An 18,747-nucleotide genomic window follows, 5' to 3' on the forward strand; every position below is an offset into this window, starting at 1 on the left:
CCCTGAAAAGCTTAGCGTTTTTTACCGAAAGCCGCAGCCAGCGCATCACCCATCGCACTGTTACCTGCTGACGAGCTGACCGGACGCGGACGACCTTTCGCGGTGTTCTGACGTTTCTCCTCGCGCGGAGCAGCGTTCTTCGCGCCACCACGGGCATTGCCTTCGCCTGGCTGCTCATCAAGACGCATGGTCAGGGCAATACGCTTGCGCTGGAGATCGACCTCCATCACTTTCACTTTGACGATATCGCCCGCTTTCACCACCTGATGCGGATCTTCCACGAAGCGATCGGAGAGCGAAGAGATATGCACCAGGCCATCCTGATGCACGCCGATATCCACAAATGCACCGAAGTTGGTCACGTTAGTGACGGCACCTTCGAGGATCATGCCCGGCGTCAGATCGTTCAGCGTCTCTACGCCTTCAGCGAACTGTGCGGTTTTAAACTCAGGACGCGGATCGCGGCCCGGCTTCTCCAGCTCTTTCATGATGTCGGTGACGGTCGGCAGACCAAAACGTTCATCAATGAAATCGCGGGCGCTGAGATTACGCAGGCTGCCTGCGTTGCCCATCAGGTCGCTCAGTGCCTGCTCGGTAGCGGCCAGGATGCGCTCCACCACCGGATAGGCTTCCGGATGCACAGTTGAGGCATCCAGCGGGTTATCGCCATGGTTGATGCGCAGGAAGCCCGCACACTGCTCAAAGGCTTTTGGCCCAAGGCGGCTCACTTTCAGCAACTGCTGACGGTTCTGGAAGCGGCCATGCTCATCACGCCAGCCGACAATGTTCTGCGCCATCATGCGCGTCAGGCCCGCCACGCGGGTCAGCAGCGGCACCGAGGCGGTGTTGAGGTCAACGCCGACGGCATTCACGCAATCTTCTACTACGGCGTCGAGTTTCTTCGCCAGCTGGCTCTGACTGACGTCATGCTGATACTGACCCACACCGATCGATTTCGGGTCGATTTTCACCAGCTCTGCCAGCGGATCCTGCAAACGTCGGGCAATCGACACCGCGCCGCGCAGTGAAACATCGAGATCCGGGAACTCCAGCGCCGCCAGTTCAGAGGCCGAATAGACAGATGCGCCAGCTTCACTGACAATCACTTTCTGCGCCGTGACCTGCGGGAACTGCTGCTGCAGATCCAGGAAGAAGCGCTCAGTTTCACGTGAAGCGGTGCCGTTGCCAATCGCCACCAGCTCAACCTGATGCTTAGTGCAGAGTGCCGCTACGGCGGCTGCGGCTTTCGCGGTCTGGCCGGTATGCGGATAGACGGTATCGGTCGCGACGACCTTGCCGGTGGCATCGACCACCGCCACTTTGACGCCGGTGCGCAGGCCCGGATCCAGCCCCATGGTGGCGCGCATACCGGCGGGAGCGGCCATCAGCAGATCGTGCAGGTTGCGGGCAAAGACGTTAATCGCTTCATCTTCTGCGCGTTCGCGCACCGTGCCCATCAGCTCCGTTTCCAGATGCAGCATCACCTTGATGCGCCACGTCCAGCTCACCACCGCTTTACGCCAGCTGTCGGCAGGAGCGTTATTCAGGCGCAGGTTCAGGTGCTCAGCAATCAGCGTTTCGCCGTGGCTTTCACGCGGTGCTTCATCAAACTGTGGATCGGCATTCAGCGACAGTTGCAGCACGCCTTCGTTGCGGCCACGCAGCATCGCCAGCGCACGGTGCGACGGCACGCCGCTCAGCGCTTCATGGTGATCAAAGTAGTCGCGGAACTTCGCGCCCGCTTCCTCTTTGCCTTCCACCACGCGTGACACCAGATGGGCATTTTTCCACAGGTAATTACGCACCTTCGCCAGCAGCGCGGCATCTTCAGCGAAACGCTCCATCAGAATGTAGCGGGCACCATCCAGCGCGGCACGGACGTCGGCGACGCCTTTGTCGGCATCGACATACTGTTCGGCAAGTTGCTCAGGAATGTGAGACGGCTCCTGCCACAGCGTCTCCGCCAGCGGCTCCAGACCCGCTTCGATAGCGATCTGTCCACGCGTCCGGCGTTTCTGTTTGTAGGGCAGGTAGAGGTCTTCAAGCTCGGTTTTGCTGAGGGTGGTGTTGATCGCGCGGGCGAGGTCGTCAGTGAGTTTCCCCTGATCGTCAATCGACTTCAGAATCGACTGGCGTCGCTCTTCAAGTTCACGCAGATAGCTGAGGCGGGTTTCCAGCTGGCGCAACTGGGTATCATCCAGCCCGCCGGTGACCTCTTTACGATAGCGTGCGATAAACGGCACGGTATTCCCTTCATCCAGCAGGCGAACGGCGGCGTCAACTTGCTCTGGACGCGCCTGGAGCTCACTGGCAATTATCTGGCTCAGAACTTTCATCATCAGGATTGTCTTGCTTTCCGGGTTGAGAAATAGCCGACAGTTATACGGATTGATGGTTAAAATTGCCAGAGACGCGGGCGGCTTTCAGCGATAATCTGAAGGGTTATTGCGGGTAGTCAATCGCGTTGATATACCACAGCGCCGGCCCCACTGGCGTCTCGACGGTGGCGGCATCGCCGACCTCTTTTTTCAGCAGCGCCCGCGCCATGGGCGAGTCGATGGAGATGTAATCTTTGCGGCCAAAAATCTCATCGTAGCCCACAATGCGGAAGCGTTTTAGGTCGCCCTCATCGTTTTCAATTTCCACCCAGGCGCCAAAGAAGACTTTGCCATCCTGCTGGGGTGAATAGTCAACGATACGCAGCTGTTCAAGACTTTTGGTCAGATAGCGAACGCGACGGTCGATTTCACGCAGCCGTTTTTTGTTGTACTGATAATCGGCATTTTCACTGCGATCGCCAAGACTGGCAGCCCAGGTGACTTTTTTTGTCACTTCCGGTCGCTCTTCACGCCAGAGATAGTCGAGTTCTGCTTTCAGCTTATCGAAGCCTTCGCGGGTAATGAGTCGGGTTTTCATGCTATACCGGCCAGAGAGATCCAAAGAGGAACAGTGTAAGACAAAGGGGGCGCGGCAAAAAAGGGCGGGGAAAGGGTTTTTAAAGGCTAAAAACCCACGTTGACTTCCCCGGCGGCGAAAGGGTTGGTGCTGAACAACAATCTGAAGCCAGTAATCTGAAGCTGTAAAAGAAGTCGTGATACTTATTTACCGGCGTGAGTCGCCGTGGTGGTCGATGTACCGGTGCTGTGACCGTCACCGCCGCCGCCGCCCATGGTGGCCAGCGCAACGCCCAGCAGGGCGGCGACTGCGCCAACACCGATGGCGTTAGAGTTACCTTGTGCTGTGGTGGTTGCCGCTGCGCCAGCTGCTTCACCGGTGGCTGTGGCAGCATAAGCTGGAGTGACGCTGCTTAATGCCAGCGCGCTCAGCAGTAAAATTGTTTTTTTCATTGTGTGTAATCCCCGTTGAGACATCGAATGTTGCCTGAGCAGTCTGGTTGAAAACGGAGAAGGCGAAAAGTTGGCTTTACTGATTGATTTAACGGACTTTAATTTCAACTGGTCTTGCTGGTGGCATCGCTGAAACTAATCCGAGAGGAGAGTGGGGCGTTACGCAGGTTTGCTGGAATATTATGCTGCCTGGCTACTGTTGAGGTAGATTATCTGGAGCTTATCCACAGTGATGGCTGATCATTAAGTCAAATTGTCTGCTAACTTGCTGAATTCGTTCATCGAATAAAAACTGGCCCGCTTCTGACGCCAGCGATTCAGAGAAACAGAGCCGTTTTTTCAGATTTGCCGTAACCGGGGCCGGGCAGCGCCAGACGCGTTAAAACTGACCCGAAATCGCCTTAAATCAAATATAAGCTCCTGTTTAATATGCTTTGTAACAATTTTGGCTAGAATATAAACCATTAATGACTGTCACTATAAGGCATCTTTTTTTAACAATGTTGGCTCAGGCAATAGCGCCTTTGGGAGTTGAAAATGCAAGAGAACTACAAAATTCTGGTCGTCGATGATGATATGCGTCTGCGTGCACTGCTTGAACGCTATCTCACCGAGCAGGGCTTTCAGGTGCGCAGTGTCGCTAATGCCGAGCAGATGGATCGTCTGTTAACCCGTGAATCGTTTCATCTGATGGTGCTCGACCTGATGTTGCCAGGCGAGGATGGTCTCTCTATCTGCCGTCGTCTGCGCAGTCAGAGCAACCCGATGCCGATTATTATGGTGACCGCCAAGGGCGAAGAGGTGGATCGTATCGTGGGGCTGGAGATCGGCGCTGACGACTATATTCCTAAACCCTTTAACCCGCGTGAGCTGCTGGCGCGTATCCGTGCGGTGCTGCGCCGTCAGGCCAATGAACTGCCAGGCGCGCCTTCGCAGGAAGAGGCGATCATCGCCTTTGGTAAGTTCAAACTTAACCTCGGCACCCGCGAGATGTTCCGTGAAGATGAGCCGATGCCGCTGACCAGCGGTGAGTTTGCGGTGCTGAAAGCACTGGTCAGCCACCCGCGTGAGCCGCTGTCTCGCGATAAGCTGATGAACCTGGCGCGTGGCCGTGAATACAGCGCCATGGAACGTTCGATTGACGTCCAGATCTCCCGCCTGCGTCGCATGGTGGAAGAGGATCCTGCGCATCCGCGTTATATCCAGACCGTCTGGGGTCTGGGCTACGTCTTTGTGCCGGACGGCAGTAAAGCATGAAGCGACTGCGCTTCTCGCCTCGCAGTTCGTTTGCCCGCACCCTGCTGCTGATCGTTACCCTGCTGTTTGTCAGCCTGGTAACGACCTATCTGGTGGTGCTGAACTTCGCCATTCTTCCCAGCCTGCAACAGTTCAATAAGGTGCTCGCTTACGAAGTTCGTATGCTGATGACCGACCGGTTGCAGCTGGAAGATGGCACGCAGCTGGAAGTGCCACCGGCGTTTCGCCGGGAAATCTACCGCGAACTGGGGATCTCGCTCTACACCAATGCAGCAGCAGAGGAGAGCGGATTGCGATGGGCGCAGCACTATGAATTCCTGAGCGAGCAGATGGGCCAGCAGCTTGGCGGTCCCACCGATGTGCGGGTTGAGGTTAACAAAAACTCGCCCGTCGTCTGGCTGAAAACCTGGCTGTCGCCCGATATCTGGGTGCGGGTGCCGCTGACTGAGATTCATCAGGGCGACTTCTCGCCGCTGTTCCGCTACACCCTGGCGATTATGCTGCTGGCGATTGGCGGTGCCTGGCTGTTTATCCGCATCCAGAACCGCCCGCTGGTGGATCTGGAGCACGCCGCTCTGCAGGTCGGGCGCGGGATTATTCCGCCGCCGCTGCGCGAGTATGGCGCGTCAGAAGTGCGATCGGTGACCCGCGCCTTTAACCAGATGGCGGCCGGGGTGAAGCAGCTGGCGGATGACCGCACGCTGTTAATGGCGGGCGTCAGCCACGATTTGCGAACGCCGCTGACCCGTATTCGTCTCGCCACCGAGATGATGAGCGAGCAGGATGGCTACCTGGCCGAATCGATTAATAAAGATATCGAAGAGTGCAACGCCATTATCGAACAGTTCATCGACTACCTGCGTACCGGTCAGGAGATGCAGACTGAGCGCGCCGACCTTAACAGTGTGCTGGGCGAAGTGGTGGCCGCTGAAAGCGGCTATGAACGTGAGATCGAAAATGCGGTGATGCCGGAAGAGTTAATGCTGGATATCAACCCGCTGTCGATTAAACGGGCACTGGCTAACCTGGTGGTCAATGCCGCGCGATACGGTAATGGCTGGATCAGGGTCAGCAGCGGACGGGAACTGCATCGTGCCTGGTTCCAGGTGGAGGATGATGGACCTGGCATTAAGCCGGATCAGCTGGCGCATCTGTTCCAGCCCTTTGTGCGCGGCGACAGCGCCCGCAGCACCAGCGGAACCGGTCTGGGCCTGGCGATCGTGCAGCGTATCATTGATGCCCATCAGGGCTCGCTGGAGATTGGCGAGAGCGAACGCGGTGGTTTACGCATTCGTGCCTGGTTGCCGTTAGTGGAAAGCATGGCGCTGAGCCACAACAACGGCAGCAACAGCGTGTCGGGATGATAAAAACGGCGCGGCAGTTTCATTGCCGCGCCGCTTCTTTTAGCGTTGCGGGCCAGCTTTCACCAGCGCAGCACCTGCGGCGTTATCCGTGTACTTGTCGAAGTTATCAATAAAGCGCTGCGCCAGACCTTCGGCGGCGGCGGTCCACTTCTCCTCACTCTCCCAGCTACGACGCGGATCGAGCGTATCACTATCCAGTTCGCCCAGCGTAACCGGCATCTGCAGATTAAAGATCGGCAGCGTTTCCATCGGCGCATCATCCAGCTCACCCGCCAGAATGGCATTGATAATGGCGCGGGTATTCTTCAGTGAGATGCGTTTGCCGCTGCCGTTCCAGCCGGTATTGACCAGATAAGCCTGCGCACCGGACGCCTCCATCCGTTTCACCAGCACTTCCGCATACTGCGTCGGATGCAGCATCAGGAACGCCGCGCCGAAACAGGCGGAGAAGGTGGGGGTCGGCTCAGTGACGCCACGCTCGGTCCCCGCCAGTTTGGCGGTGAAACCTGACAGGAAATGATACTGCGTCTGCTCCGGCGTCAGACGTGAAACCGGTGGCAGCACGCCAAACGCATCGGCGGTCAGGAAAATCACTTTCTTCGCGTGGCCCGCTTTTGAGACCGGCTGCACGATATTGTCGATGTGATTGATCGGATAGGAGACGCGGGTGTTTTCGGTTTTGCTGCCGTCGTCGTAATCGACGCTGCCATCTTCGCGAACCACCACATTTTCCAGCAGCGCATTGCGGCGAATGGCGCGGTAGATCTCCGGCTCAGCCTGCTCAGAGAGGTTGATGGTTTTGGCGTAGCAGCCGCCCTCGAAGTTAAACACGCCATCATCATCCCAGCCATGCTCATCATCGCCGATCAGCTGGCGGTCAGGATCGGTAGAGAGTGTGGTTTTGCCGGTGCCCGAGAGGCCAAAGAAGACTGCCACATCGCCCGCTTTACCCACGTTTGCTGAACAGTGCATCGAGGCGATGCCTTTCAGCGGCAGCAGATAGTTCATGATGGCGAACAGACCTTTCTTCATCTCGCCGCCGTACCAGGTTCCGCCAATCAGCTGCATGCGTTCAGTCAGATTGAAGGCGACAAAGTTTTCAGAGTGAAGACCCTGCGCCTGCCAGTCTGGATTGGTGCATTTGGCGCCGTTCATCACCACAAAGTCGGGAGTGAATTCGGCCAGTTCAGCGTCGTCAGGCTGGATGAACATGTTTTTCACGAAGTGTGCCTGCCAGGCCACTTCGGTGACAAAACGTACGCTCAGACGGGAATCGGCATTGGCACCACAGAACGCATCCACCACAAACAGGCGCTTGCCGGAAAGCTGGCGGGTGACGCAGCTTTTCAGCACGTTCCAGGTCTCCTGCGACAGGGGCTGATTGTCGTTTTTGCCGGTGCCCTGGTCGTTCCACCACAGGGTATCGCGCGTGGTGTCGTCACGCACAATGTACTTATCCTTTGGCGATCGCCCGGTGAAAATCCCGGTGTCTACTGCAATCGCGCCGCTCTGCGTCAGGGTGCCACGAGCAAAACCTTCGAGGTCCGGGCGCGTCTCTTCCTGAAAAAGCGTGTCGTAATCAGGGTTGTAAACCACTTCCGTGGTATCCACGATGCCCAAAGCGGCAAGGTCTTGCGAGGTCAGGCCGTTAACGCGCATTTTACTGCTCCTTAAATCGGTGTCTGTTCTGCAAAGCAGAGATAGGTTGGGATCGTGCCACCGGCTGTTGTATCGGGTGCGGCAAATCACTGACAGTCGACTGCGCTTCGTCACGACAGCCTGCAAAGATCACCGGGCAATTCAGGGCATCTGCCTCTGACTTCCGGGCGTTTGCACGATCGCGCGCAGTTTACTCTTCTGCGTTAAGGGAAAAAGGGCAGTGATCTAAAAATGCGACTCAGGGCGCGTTAAGGCTATGTTTCGAACGTTTAAAAGATGTTATGAAAGTAAAAAAAGATAATTTGTCTGAAAAATTATGGGGATAGGCATGGGCGGCGGGGAAGGGGCGGCAGAAGCCGCCCGATAAATCAGTGAAGCTGGTTATTATTCTCAAGGGAGTGGCTGCGAATACCGGCGATATCGACGGCGTCAAACACATAGTTTGAGCCGCAATAGTCGCAGTGCATGTCGATTTTGCCATCTTCCGCGATGATCTCATCTACCTCTTCCTGCGGCAGCGTGGTCAGTACTTCGCCACAGCGCTCACGCGAGCAGGTGCATTTGTAGATCACTGGCTGCGGATCGTAGAGGGTGACCTCTTCCTGATGGTAGAGACGCCACAGCGCTTCATTCGCAGGCAGATCGATCAGCTCTTCCGTTTTAATGGTTTCGGTCAGCGTTGCCAGATGGTCGAAAACCTCTTTCTCCGTATCCTGCGCCGGCATCACCTGCAGCAGAATACCCGCGGCGCCTTTGTCGCTGGTGCGGATAAACAGCCGCGTTGGCAGCTGCTCTGAGCGCATGAAGTAATCTTCCAGGCACTCCGCCAGTGTTTCACCTTCCAGTCCCACCACACCCTGATAACGTTCGCCCTTTTCAGGGGAAATAGTGATTACCAGATAGCCATTGCCCACCATGCTTTTCAGGGTACTGTCGTCCGGGATGTCGCCTTTGATGCGCGCTACGCCGCGCAGTTCCTGGTTGTTGTTACCGTTGATCACCGCCAGCGACAGCGGACCGTCACCCTGCAATTGCACGGTGATTTCGCCATCAAACTTCAGCGTGGCAGTCAGCAGGCTGGTGGCGACCAGCATCTCACCCAGCAGCGTTTTAACCGGTGCCGGATAATCATGGTTCTTTACGGTTTCACGCCAGGTGTCAGAGACGTTCACCAGCTCGCCGCGCACGGCGGCATTTTCAAACAGATAACGGTGCAGTTGATCCTGGGCTGACATATTTTTTCTCTCACTGGTACGGGGCGATGGCGCGTCAGCTAAGACGGCGTTATTCATCGCCCGATAATTTAAACTTCATCAAATCGCGACGCTCTTTTTTGTCAGGTCGCCGATCGGGATGGGGCATAGTCAGCGCATTCATTTTGCGCGCCTGCGCCATTTTTTCGCGTTTTTCAATGCTGGCATCGGTTTCGCGATAGAGCTGCTGGGCCTCGCTGGCGGGACGGCGCTGAGCGCTGATGTCCGCCACCACTACGGTGCGTTCATCGTTGCCCTGACGCAGTGTCAGTTCCGCATTCAGCTCTACCACCTTGCCGGGTTTGCTGCGCTGGCCGTTGTAATGCACTTTGCCGCCTTCAATCATCTCCCGCGCAATCGCCCGGGTTTTGTAAAAGCGCGCGGCCCACAGCCATTTGTCGAGGCGTACCTCTTCGCTGCTTTTCTCTTTCTTCATTGCTGCTCCTGACTCAGATCAGCGTCCGGTAGTCGCCGGTGGCGCGATGACGCTGAAAGATTTGCTCAGGACGACCCGAATCGGGGTTCTTTACGCCTAAGCACTCGCCGATGCCCCATGACGCCGCAGCATCCAGAATCACTTCGCTATCATCGATAAACAGCGTGCTCGGCGCAGAAAAGCCGGTGTGCTGTTGTACCGCCTGCCATAAACGTTGGTCTTCTTTCGGATACCCAAAGGTATGGGTGGAAAGTAATAAATCAAGGTGCAGCGCTAAACCTGTCTGCGCCAGTTTGACGTCCAGATTGTAAGGATGCGCGTTGGTCAGCAGGATAGTGGACTTGCCCGCGCGGCGCAGAGCCTGCAAAAAAGGCAGCGTATCGTCACGCAGCGCAATGCGGCTGCGCATCGCCCAGGTCATGGCACGGATGTCCAGCGCCAGCGCTTCTGCCCAGTAATCCAGACAATACCAGTTTAGCGTATGGGCGACGGCCTGATACTTTTCCGCGATGATCGCTTCGGCTTCCGCCCGGGTGATGCCGCGTTGCTGACTGAGTTGTTCAGGCACATGCTCCAGCCAGAAGTGGCGATCAAACGCCAAATCCAGCAGCGTGCCATCCATGTCGAGCAGCACGGTATCAATCTCAGACCAGTTGAGCATGCGGATGTTTCACCCTGTAAAAAAACCGGGCGACAGGGTAGCACAGAAGGGCAGGGCTCAGAATATCGGGCGCACGCTCTGCAAAGTGCCGAGGTTATGATTGAAGCACTTGTCGTAATAGTGCTGGATATCGATCATGCGCTGGCGATTAAGGTGCATACGGCGCAGCGCCAGTAACCCATTGATCACACCGCAGGTTAACAGCACCAGCAGCAGCAATACGGTGCCGAGATAGCGCCACTGCGCCATGGCATCCGGTTCATTATGCAGCACGATATGACGCGTGCCGTTGGCATCCGTTGAAATGCTGGTGATGATGCCGCTGGCGCTGAAAGGCGTATGCAGCAGCATGGCGGAGATACGTTGCAGTTCGCGCCACTGAGAGGGCGGATCAAGATCAAACAGCGACACGGTTGGCTGAGGCTGATTCACCAGCTGGCGGCCCTCGTCGCTGACGATCAGAAAACCCCCTGGCGGCGGGCTGTTAAGATTTTCCGCTGCACGACGGGTTTCGCGGAAAAAGAAGGTCGAGGTGGCGGTATTGACCAGGTTTTCCAGGGCTTCAGCACTGACTGGCCGCAGCAGCACATTCATGCCGTTTAGCTGGCCGGAATCTGCGCGACGCATCAGCGCTTCCCAGTCTTTAGCATTGCCCAGGTTCACCAGCGCATTTTTCAGGCGCATACAATCCTGTGGCTGATTACAGAGATCCTGCGTTTTCATCACCAGATCGGAGAAGTCATCCAGCAGGATCATGCCGGACTTCTGAATCGCGGAGGCCAGCTGCGGATTCAGTTTAGGATCGGTATTGGTTTCCGGATGCAGCTGCTTTGTGGTGGTCTCCAGCAGAGCAGCGGCTTTATCAATAATGTCCGATTGTGGCTGCGGCAACGGCGTGGCGTTATTCCAGTAGACCGCCGAGCAGTCGAACGGCATGAAGGCGTAACTTCGGTTGCTCTGATAGTTGTCCGGCACCGAACACATGCCGGTACCGCTCACTTTGAGGTTGTCGCCAATATTCAGGGGCACGCTGCTGAGTTTATCGACGCTGCTGACCTCCAGGCTGTCGGTGCCCCTGGCCCAGGCCAGACTGAGCTTGATCGGCATGCCGAGCGGGATCCAGGTGACCAGCATGGTCAGCACCATCAGTGAACCACAGGCCAGCACCACGTTTTTCCGCCAGCGCTGAATAGGGAAGTTTTTGACTTCATCCTGCAGCGACAGGAAGCGACCCTGACGCACCACCTGACGGTTAAGGTAGATCTCCACATCCGTCACCTGTCCGAGATCGTGCGCGACATAAGGCTGCCAGTGTGGTGGATAGGCGAGGTCAATAATCCCCAGTGTGATATTGCTCTGCTCCTGGTTCGATTCGCTGAACAGGCCCCAGCGCTTTGGCGCGCCGCGCAGGCAGTGTATGTCACGCAGGCCGCGCTCACCCGGAATGCGGTAGAGCAGCCACAGGCTGGCGGCAATCATGACTGCACCCGTCAGCACCAGCCAGATCATCAGCGTTGCGGGGACTAACAGGCTGAAGAAGAAGAGTAAGAAGGCAAGAGAGATGAGCACCGCTTCACGCGTGCCATCTGGTCGCGACAGACGATACTCTTCCGGCGTCTCTTTGCGCACCTGCAGCAGTTCGACGTTTTCCGTTTCCGCTTTGCGGATAGAGGCGTTGGTCGACACCGGACGCATCAGCGTCGGCAGCGATTGCTGATCCACGGCGTAATCCACCAGCGAGTGGCCGTTCAGCGAGATCACCAGCGGAATAGATTGGGTGCGGATTAACTCAACGTAGTTTTCGTCGGCGATGTACTGCTCCCACAGCGGCGGCAGATGAACTTCAACTTCATCAAGGTAGTAGCGCCATTTATGGGGATCGTCCGTGGAGAGTCCGTAGCGGGTAATCGCACGGGTAACGGGGTAGACATTGTTGCTTTGTGCCGTCAGCGTCAGTCGTTCGGACGCGCTGCGCTTATCGGTCGTCACCGTGGTACGGGGCTGCTTTTCCAGCGCGGCGACATACTTATCAACCGCCTCACGCTCCTGAGCAGAGAGTTTACGGCAGGGCGGACTGATAAATGGCAGAGGTTTCGCCAACGGCGGACGATGCCGCATAGCGTACCAGAACCCAATGCCTGCCAGGATTGAACAGGTCAGCACTATGGCCAGGATCATCAAGATTGTGCTCATGCTCTGCTCAATTCAGCCAAAATGCTGCCTTCACTTTAAACTTTCGCTTTCGGTTATGCTCACTATAAAAGAGGCATTCCGGAAGATTATATAACCCTGAGGAGTCAGACACCCGATGAAATAGTGCCAGCGTATATCTGATTAGCATTTGTTAAACCCTGCCTTGTCCGAATGGTAACCGGCTCTGACTGGATTAAATATCGGTATTATCTGAAACTTATCGCAGCATATTGACTAATGCAAATTTAGTCTTAACTGATAACCAAAGGCTGTTATTCAATCGATGTAATCTGTGTAACGATAACGTGATTGTCTGACTGTCGCACAATTGCCTGTGGTTAGGTATGCTAATTCGCTCCAGATAGCCGGCGCAAAATAATTTGAGGCTGATATGAAAATTCCAAAAAAACCTGACATCCTCAATATCACCGCCGTGGCACGTTCACGGTTATTCACCATTGAATCGGTCGATCTGACTTTCAGCAATGGTGCGCATCGCGTTTATGAGCGGATGAAGCCCTCAGAGCGTGAAGCGGTGATGATTGTGCCGATTATTGATGACCATCTGATCCTGATTCAGGAGTATGCCGTCGGACTGGAAACCTATGAGCTTGGTTTCCCCAAGGGGCTGATCGATTCAGGTGAAACCGTGAATGAAGCGGCAGTTCGCGAACTGAAAGAAGAGGTCGGTTTTGGTGCCGATCAGCTGACAACGCTGGGCAAACTCACCATGGCGCCCTCCTACTTTTCCAGCAAAATGAACATTGTGGTGGCGGAAGGTCTCTACGCTGAAAAGCTGGAAGGCGATGAGCCGGAGCCGCTGATTGTCCACCGCTGGCCGCTGAGCGATATGATGTCGCTGCTGGATGAGCCCGATTTCCGCGAGGCACGTAATGTCAGTGCGCTGTTTATGGCGCGCGAATGGCTGGTGAAGCAGGGGCGGCTGAGTTACTGAGCGAGCGCATAAGTAAGGAAACGCGCCTGTCAGCAGGCGCGTTTCGATTTTATTCTGCTCTTGCATTTTCCTGTATGGCTGATGCGGGCTTCAACAGCGGGGCGGTCAACAGATAAACCACGCATGCCACGAGAATCGAATTAAGCACCGGTACGCCGCGCTCAACCAACAGCCCGGTGGCTGCGCCCGCTGCGCTGGCAATCAGTGCGGGCCAGCCGATAAGCTGAGACGTTGCCGGTAAGGAATTGCTGTTGCGGCTCAGCGCCAGCGTCTGGCGGTCAGTTTTAAGCACATAGTAATCAATGATCATCACGCCCAGTACTGGCGGGAAGATGACCCCCAGAAGTTCCAGAAAATCGACAAAACGATCAAGAATCCCAAGAATTGAACAGAGTGTGCCAAGCATGCCGAGCAGCAGCGTAATCACAGGATAACGCGGTTTATAGCCGGTTAAGCCTTCAATCGCATTGGCGATGCCCAGCGTTGACGAATAGAGATTCAGGTCGTTAATGCGCAGGGTAGAAAATACTACAACCAGCAAACCCAGTGAGCTGGTAGTTTGAGTAATAATCGCGATGATGTCTGAGGTCTGCAATTCTCTGGCAATCAGAATCGCCAGCCCATTAATCCCATATTCTCCCGCCAGAATGGTCAGCAGCGTAATGGCGAAGACATCTTTACCGTTACGTGAGAAACGCGTCAGGTCGGGAGTCATCAGACTGGCCAGGATTGCACCGCCAATTACCATGGTAATGGCGGCGCTCACGGTAATGGTTTCGCTCGCAATAACCGGCGGCGTCATCTGGCCAGACTGGCCGTGGAAAGCGTGCCAGAAAATCCAGCCGACCAGCACGATGAAGAGCGGAACCGCAATGCGTGCGGTAAAGCGCAGCGCCTTAAAGCCAAAGGTAACCAGTAAAGTCAACACGGCTCCTGAAAGCGCTGCCGACTCTGCAAAGCTGATTTTGCCGTTAAGGGCATAGCTCAGCGATCGGGCGAAAACGGCATTCTGAATGCCGAACCAGCCCAGCAGGCTGACCGCGACCAGCAGACCAATGAACACTGAGCCGTGGCGACCAAAACCACACCAGCGAGCCAGCAGACTGCCCGGCAATCCCTCGCGCATCCCTGCATAGCCGAGCGCGAAGGTCAGCACGCCAAATAGCAGGCTGGCCAGAGTGATTGCGGTAAACGCCTCGCCCGGCGTCATACTGTTGCCCAGAACCGCGCCAAGCATAAACTGATCCAGCGCAGTCAGCATGCCCATATGCACAATAGCGACGCTAAGCAGTGAGAGCCTTTTATTTGCAGGTACAGGGCTCAGTGGATAATCATCAAATTTACTCAAAATATGGTTTCCTTACCGGTTTATATATAAATAACGCCTGTGCTGAGAAACCTCTCTGGCAGATAATTCTCCAGTGACTCCGCACGACAGTAGCTCTCAAATTGTTGTAGCGAATGCACCCCCGCTTTTTGATAAAGCGTGGTGATGCGGTTACCGATAGTTTTTACGCTGAGGTTGTAGATGCGGGCAATCTCTTTCGCGCTGAATCGCCGTAGCAACAGGAAAATGACATCCAGCTCGGCGGGGGTAAAAAGGGGGTGCTCAAGACGCGTCGTCAGTACAGAAGATTTTTTGGGATCGATAAAGCTCATTGCCGTAAGGTTATCCACCGGACGTGCATTCCAGATGCAGCCCAGCCACTGATTTCGGTTGTCGAAAACAGGGTATTTCTCGCTGATAAAAGGAGTGAGATAATTGTTGCCATACCAGTAGTGGGTTTCAATCACGGCCACGCTACTGTTATTCAATTTTACCTGTTGATCATGCTCGCAGAATTCATCGGCGCAATCACTCCAGCGCGTGGGGAACTCACTGTCTCTTTTTCCCTCAAATAAATAACTTTTAGGCGTAGCAGTATACATTTTTGCAGCTTCATTCATATAAAGATGCTGCGATGCGGCATTCTTAAAACCCCAGGGTGTCGGTAATAAATCCATGGTGGTGGCGAATGCAGAAATGAAATCATCAATACTACGGTATGGGCTGTCCATGGCGCCTCGCTGAAAGCATTCAGATTATAATCTTTTTGCCAGATAATAACGTGCGTAGCGCTGCGCATATCCATCCTGTTCGCCATAGACGCGATAACCCAGCTTTTCGTAAAAACCACGAGCCTGGAAACTTAACGTATCAACGATGGACATATGGCAGCCTCGATTGCGCGCTTCTTCTTCCGCTGCCTGCATCAGCTGACGTCCTGTGCCATGCAGGCGCCAGGCATCCTCTATCCATAAATAATGAATATCCAGCGTGCCACACCAGGTATGGGCTAACAGGCCACCCTGGATATTTTTCTGGTCGTCATACAGGATAACATTCAGCGTTTTCATATTGATGTCAGCAAAGCGTCCATTATGCTGCCAGAGTCGCTGAATAATATACTCTTCAGTTTTGGGGTCTTGCGTATGACCCACTTTAATTTCCATATATAAAAGTATCCATAGGTGATTAAATCAAAAAAGAGGATGTCGGGCTTTCTATTCCTATCATGATGATAAGCGATGCGCAAGAGTTAATATCCCTCCTGTTATTAGGCGCAATTAATATTAAGCTGGTTATCGTTGTTCAGCTGATATGCCAATAACTATGTTTGCTGGCACCAGGGAAGACTAAGCTAATCATAGCGATATAATAACTATATTCTTTTTTAGGTTCACTTTCTGAATCGATTCATACACATTGCTTTATATTATCTGACTGATTTAATGCCGATCGCTCAGGGTGATCGGCATTTTCCTCAGCAACAGATGATGATCTCTCTCCGGCTTTTACCTTTCTTTTTTTCCCATCCCAGTCGACTGAGTCGCTCATGCACGAAAAGCATCGCGTGTTTCATCAGGATAAGCGGGCCAATAAAAAAGGCTGATCACTTCAGGTGACCAGCCTCAGATATTTCACATTGCAGATATCACATCAGAACAGCTCGTGACTCTCACCGTTATCCATAATGGTGGTACCCACATCATGAACCGAATATTCGGTTGGCTGGGTGCCATTGATGAAGTACTCCTGACGGGTGTTACCCCCTCCATTTGCCAGCTTGCCGGTGCTGCGATCGATCGTCACCGTGACCACACCATCCGGCGGCGTTAACGGCTGCACCGGTACGCCATCCAGCGCACTCTTCATGTACTCATCCCATGCCGGTTGCGCGCTCTTCGCACCGCCTTCATAGCCCGAAATCTGATCGGGAATGGCGCCGGAGAGCGTGCTGCGGCCCAGATTGCGGCGCGCATCATCAAAGCCGATCCAGACTGAGGTGACCACGCCAGGGCCGTAACCCGAGAACCAGGCATCTTTCGAGCTGTTAGTGGTACCGGTTTTACCGCCGATATCATTACGCTTAAGGTCACGCCCGGCACGCCAGCCTGTTCCCATCCAGCCCGGTTCGCCAAAGATGTTAGTGTTTAGCGCGCTCTTGATCAGGAAGGTGAGCGGGGTGTTGATCACGTGCGGCGCATATTGCTGCTCACCCTGTTGTGCCTGAGCGGGAACCTGCTCCAGTTCAGGCTGAGGAACGGCCTGATTCTGGTTGTTATTAGAGGCTGCAACGTTCTCGACGCTCTCTTCATTCAGGGCCAGCGCTTTTTTGGTCTCGCCGTAGATCACCGGCAGATTGCACTGCGGGCAGGCGATCTTCGGTTTCTCTTCAAATACGAGGCCGCCCTGTTCGTTCTCAATCCGGGTGATGAAGTAAGGATCGACCAGGAAGCCGCCATTCGCCATCACGGAGTAGCCGCGCACCACCTGTAACGGGGTAAACGAGGCCGCACCTAATGCCAGCGATTCGGTATGAACAATGTTCTGAGCCGGGAAACCAAAGCGCTGCAGATACTCAGCAGCGTAATCCACGCCCATCGCACGCATCGCACGCACCATCACCACGTTTTTCGACTGGCCTAAACCCTGACGCAGACGAATCGGACCATCGTAAGTTGGCGGTGAGTTCTTGGGACGCCAGTCAGCACCCGCACCCGCATCCCAGCGTGAAATCGGCACATCGTTAAGGATTGAGGCGAGCGTCAGCCCGCGATCCATTGCGGCGGTATAGAGGAAAGGCTTGATGTTAGAGCCGACCTGACGCAGCGCCTGGGTCGCACGGTTAAACATGCTCTGGTTAAAGGCAAAGCCGCCTACCAGCGCGCGCACCGCACCATCATTCGGATCCAGCGAGACCAGCGCCGAGTTCACATCCGGCACCTGGCCCAGCCACCACTCATCACCCACTTTGCGCACCCAGATCTGCTGGCCTGCCTGCAATACCTGCGTCACGCTTTTCGGCGTCGGGCCCTGCACGGTGTCAGACTTATAAGGACGCGCCCAGCGCACACCGGCTAATGCCAGCGACACATTGCTGCCATCTTTCAGCATCACCGTCGCTTCATCGCTGCGCGCTTCCGTTACGACTGCCGGATTGAGCGGACCATAAACCGGCAGCGTCTTCAGCGCTTTCTCAATCCTGGTCTGATCCCAGGCCGGTTCACCCACTTTCCACAGCACGCTGGTCGGGCCGCGATAGCCATGACGCATATCGTAGGCCATGACGTTATTGCGAACGGAGGTCTGCGCGGCTTCCTGCAGGCGACGGGTCACGGTGGTGTAGACCTTGTAACCGTCGGTGTAGGCATTCTCACCGTAGCGTTTCACCATCTCCTGACGCACCATCTCGCTGAGATAGGGGGCAGAGAAAGCGATTTCCGGGCCGTGATACTTCGCGACCAGCGGCGTATTACGCGCCTCGTCATACTGCTGCTGCGTGATGTAATGCTGATCCAGCATACGCGCCAGCACCACGTTGCGGCGCGACAGGGCACGACTCGGCGAGTAAAGCGGGTTAAAGGTGGAAGGGGCTTTCGGCAGACCGGCAATCATCGCCATCTCACTCAGCGACAGCTGGTCAACCGGCTTACCAAAATAGACCTGTGAGGCTGCGCCAACGCCATAAGCACGGTAGCCGAGGTAGATCTTATTCAGGTAGAGCTCAAGGATTTCATCTTTGTTCAGCAACTGCTCAATGCGGATCGCCAGGAACGCTTCCTTTATTTTACGCATCAGGGTGCGTTCCGGGCTCAGGAAGAAGTTACGGGCCAGTTGCTGAGTGATAGTACTGGCACCCTGCGAGGCGTGACCGGAGACCAGCGCAACGCTGGCCGCACGGAAAATACCCACCGGATCAACACCATGGTGCTCATAAAAACGGCTATCTTCGGTTGCAATAAACGCTTTCACCATCACAGGTGGCACTTGCTGCAGAGTCAAAGGAATACGGCGCATTTCGCCATACTGGGCGATCAGATCGCCATCGGCGCTGTAAACCTGCATAGGGGTTTGCAGACGCACATCTTTCAGCGTGTTTACGTCGGGCAGCTGTGGCTCTATGTATTTGTATAAACCATAAATCGAGCCAGCTCCCAACAGGATGCAACACACTGCAAGGATCAATAAATACTTTACGAACTTCACCTGGAATTTCCCATCTGTTGTCGTTTGAGCAGTTTATAAACAACCGCGCGGTAGTATAAAGGCAAGCCAGACGCTTTGATATGTCCATTTTC

The 18,747-nt window shown here is 55.0% G+C and carries 15 protein-coding genes; 3 read left to right on the forward strand and 12 right to left on the reverse strand.

Annotated features, from left to right (window positions below; genetic code table 11):
* Positions 1 to 11 precede the first annotated feature (11 nt).
* The 3 genes from OK409_RS15735 to yjbE all read right to left on the reverse strand — a co-directional run bounded on the left by OK409_RS15735 (position 12) and on the right by yjbE (position 3,347).
* On the reverse strand, positions 12 to 2,339 hold the full coding sequence (locus OK409_RS15735; RefSeq protein WP_264367211.1) for a Tex family protein: 2,328 nt from the start codon (positions 2,337 to 2,339) through the stop codon (positions 12 to 14).
* A gap of 103 nt (positions 2,340 to 2,442) precedes the next feature.
* The gene (gene greB, locus OK409_RS15740) at positions 2,443 to 2,916 is read right to left on the reverse strand and encodes a transcription elongation factor GreB (protein ID WP_010253180.1); all 474 of its coding nucleotides are present in this window, start codon (positions 2,914 to 2,916) and stop codon (positions 2,443 to 2,445) included.
* Positions 2,917 to 3,098: 182 nt separating this feature from the next.
* The gene (gene yjbE, locus OK409_RS15745) at positions 3,099 to 3,347 is read right to left on the reverse strand and encodes an exopolysaccharide production protein YjbE (protein ID WP_010253177.1); all 249 of its coding nucleotides are present in this window, start codon (positions 3,345 to 3,347) and stop codon (positions 3,099 to 3,101) included.
* Positions 3,348 to 3,884: 537 nt separating this feature from the next.
* Here yjbE and ompR point away from each other — a divergent pair.
* Positions 3,885 to 4,604, forward strand: coding sequence for a two-component system response regulator OmpR (ompR, locus tag OK409_RS15750; RefSeq protein ID WP_003853014.1), 720 nt, complete (start codon positions 3,885 to 3,887; stop codon positions 4,602 to 4,604).
* A complete protein-coding gene (envZ, locus tag OK409_RS15755; RefSeq protein WP_010253168.1) occupies positions 4,601 to 5,968 on the forward strand; it encodes a two-component system sensor histidine kinase EnvZ in 1,368 nt (455 codons plus the stop codon). Before ompR ends, envZ begins: the two co-directional genes overlap by 4 nt.
* A 39-nt stretch (positions 5,969 to 6,007) precedes the next feature.
* On the opposite strand, the gene pckA is transcribed toward envZ, so the two are convergent.
* The 5 genes from pckA to OK409_RS15780 form a co-directional block, all read right to left on the reverse strand.
* Positions 6,008 to 7,627 (reverse strand): phosphoenolpyruvate carboxykinase (ATP), encoded by a 1,620-nt coding sequence (gene pckA / locus OK409_RS15760; RefSeq protein WP_182500888.1) that lies wholly within the window; start codon positions 7,625 to 7,627, stop codon positions 6,008 to 6,010.
* A 368-nt stretch (positions 7,628 to 7,995) separates the two neighbouring features.
* The gene (gene hslO / locus OK409_RS15765) at positions 7,996 to 8,862 is read right to left on the reverse strand and encodes an Hsp33 family molecular chaperone HslO (RefSeq protein WP_010671560.1); all 867 of its coding nucleotides are present in this window, start codon (positions 8,860 to 8,862) and stop codon (positions 7,996 to 7,998) included.
* Between the two features lie 49 nt (positions 8,863 to 8,911).
* Positions 8,912 to 9,316, reverse strand: a complete 405-nt coding sequence (hslR, locus tag OK409_RS15770) for a ribosome-associated heat shock protein Hsp15 (protein ID WP_010253159.1) — start codon at positions 9,314 to 9,316, stop codon at positions 8,912 to 8,914.
* 13 nt (positions 9,317 to 9,329) lie between these two features.
* Positions 9,330 to 9,977 carry a GMP/IMP nucleotidase gene (gene yrfG / locus OK409_RS15775; RefSeq protein WP_264367212.1) on the reverse strand — a complete coding sequence of 216 codons (648 nt, stop codon included), beginning with the start codon at positions 9,975 to 9,977 and terminating at the stop codon, positions 9,330 to 9,332.
* 57 nt (positions 9,978 to 10,034) lie between these two features.
* Positions 10,035 to 12,170 carry an intracellular growth attenuator family protein gene (locus tag OK409_RS15780; RefSeq protein WP_010253154.1) on the reverse strand — a complete coding sequence of 712 codons (2,136 nt, stop codon included), beginning with the start codon at positions 12,168 to 12,170 and terminating at the stop codon, positions 10,035 to 10,037.
* A 391-nt stretch (positions 12,171 to 12,561) separates the two neighbouring features.
* On the opposite strand from OK409_RS15780, the gene nudE reads away from it, so the two are divergent.
* Positions 12,562 to 13,125: an ADP compounds hydrolase NudE gene (nudE, locus tag OK409_RS15785; protein ID WP_010253151.1), complete on the forward strand. Its 564-nt coding sequence runs from the start codon at positions 12,562 to 12,564 to the stop codon at positions 13,123 to 13,125.
* Between the two features lie 49 nt (positions 13,126 to 13,174).
* Here nudE and OK409_RS15790 read toward each other — a convergent pair whose 3' ends face one another.
* From OK409_RS15790 to mrcA, 4 genes are all read right to left on the reverse strand, one after another.
* The gene (locus OK409_RS15790) at positions 13,175 to 14,473 is read right to left on the reverse strand and encodes a cytosine permease (RefSeq protein ID WP_191939334.1); all 1,299 of its coding nucleotides are present in this window, start codon (positions 14,471 to 14,473) and stop codon (positions 13,175 to 13,177) included.
* Positions 14,474 to 14,493: 20 nt separating this feature from the next.
* Entirely contained in the window at positions 14,494 to 15,183 is a 690-nt protein-coding gene (locus OK409_RS15795) for a helix-turn-helix transcriptional regulator (RefSeq protein ID WP_022624038.1), read from the reverse strand.
* Between the two features lie 24 nt (positions 15,184 to 15,207).
* Positions 15,208 to 15,618 carry a GNAT family N-acetyltransferase gene (locus tag OK409_RS15800; RefSeq protein WP_033780989.1) on the reverse strand — a complete coding sequence of 137 codons (411 nt, stop codon included), beginning with the start codon at positions 15,616 to 15,618 and terminating at the stop codon, positions 15,208 to 15,210.
* 487 nt (positions 15,619 to 16,105) lie between these two features.
* The gene (mrcA, locus tag OK409_RS15805; RefSeq protein ID WP_179257442.1) at positions 16,106 to 18,655 is read right to left on the reverse strand and encodes a peptidoglycan glycosyltransferase/peptidoglycan DD-transpeptidase MrcA; all 2,550 of its coding nucleotides are present in this window, start codon (positions 18,653 to 18,655) and stop codon (positions 16,106 to 16,108) included.
* Positions 18,656 to 18,747: the final 92 nt, after the last annotated feature.

The organism is Pantoea sp. RG18, from assembly GCF_025910075.1.
Taxonomy (GTDB): domain Bacteria; phylum Pseudomonadota; class Gammaproteobacteria; order Enterobacterales; family Enterobacteriaceae; genus Pantoea; species Pantoea agglomerans.

Bases quoted from the DNA above. Each gene is read 5' to 3' on its own strand.
- ompR (WP_003853014.1), top strand. From the start codon at position 3,885: ATGCAAGAGAACTACAAAATTCTGGTCGTCGATGATGATATGCGTCTG.
- hslO (WP_010671560.1), bottom strand. From the start codon at position 8,862: ATGTCAGCCCAGGATCAACTGCACCGTTATCTGTTTGAAAATGCCGCC.
- OK409_RS15800 (WP_033780989.1), bottom strand. From the start codon at position 15,618: ATGGAAATTAAAGTGGGTCATACGCAAGACCCCAAAACTGAAGAGTAT.
- OK409_RS15795 (WP_022624038.1), bottom strand. From the start codon at position 15,183: ATGGACAGCCCATACCGTAGTATTGATGATTTCATTTCTGCATTCGCC.
- envZ (WP_010253168.1), top strand. From the start codon at position 4,601: ATGAAGCGACTGCGCTTCTCGCCTCGCAGTTCGTTTGCCCGCACCCTG.
- OK409_RS15780 (WP_010253154.1), bottom strand. From the start codon at position 12,170: ATGAGCACAATCTTGATGATCCTGGCCATAGTGCTGACCTGTTCAATC.
- yjbE (WP_010253177.1), bottom strand. From the start codon at position 3,347: ATGAAAAAAACAATTTTACTGCTGAGCGCGCTGGCATTAAGCAGCGTC.
- nudE (WP_010253151.1), top strand. From the start codon at position 12,562: ATGAAAATTCCAAAAAAACCTGACATCCTCAATATCACCGCCGTGGCA.
- yrfG (WP_264367212.1), bottom strand. From the start codon at position 9,977: ATGCTCAACTGGTCTGAGATTGATACCGTGCTGCTCGACATGGATGGC.
- pckA (WP_182500888.1), bottom strand. From the start codon at position 7,627: ATGCGCGTTAACGGCCTGACCTCGCAAGACCTTGCCGCTTTGGGCATC.
- hslR (WP_010253159.1), bottom strand. From the start codon at position 9,316: ATGAAGAAAGAGAAAAGCAGCGAAGAGGTACGCCTCGACAAATGGCTG.
- greB (WP_010253180.1), bottom strand. From the start codon at position 2,916: ATGAAAACCCGACTCATTACCCGCGAAGGCTTCGATAAGCTGAAAGCA.
- OK409_RS15735 (WP_264367211.1), bottom strand. From the start codon at position 2,339: ATGATGAAAGTTCTGAGCCAGATAATTGCCAGTGAGCTCCAGGCGCGT.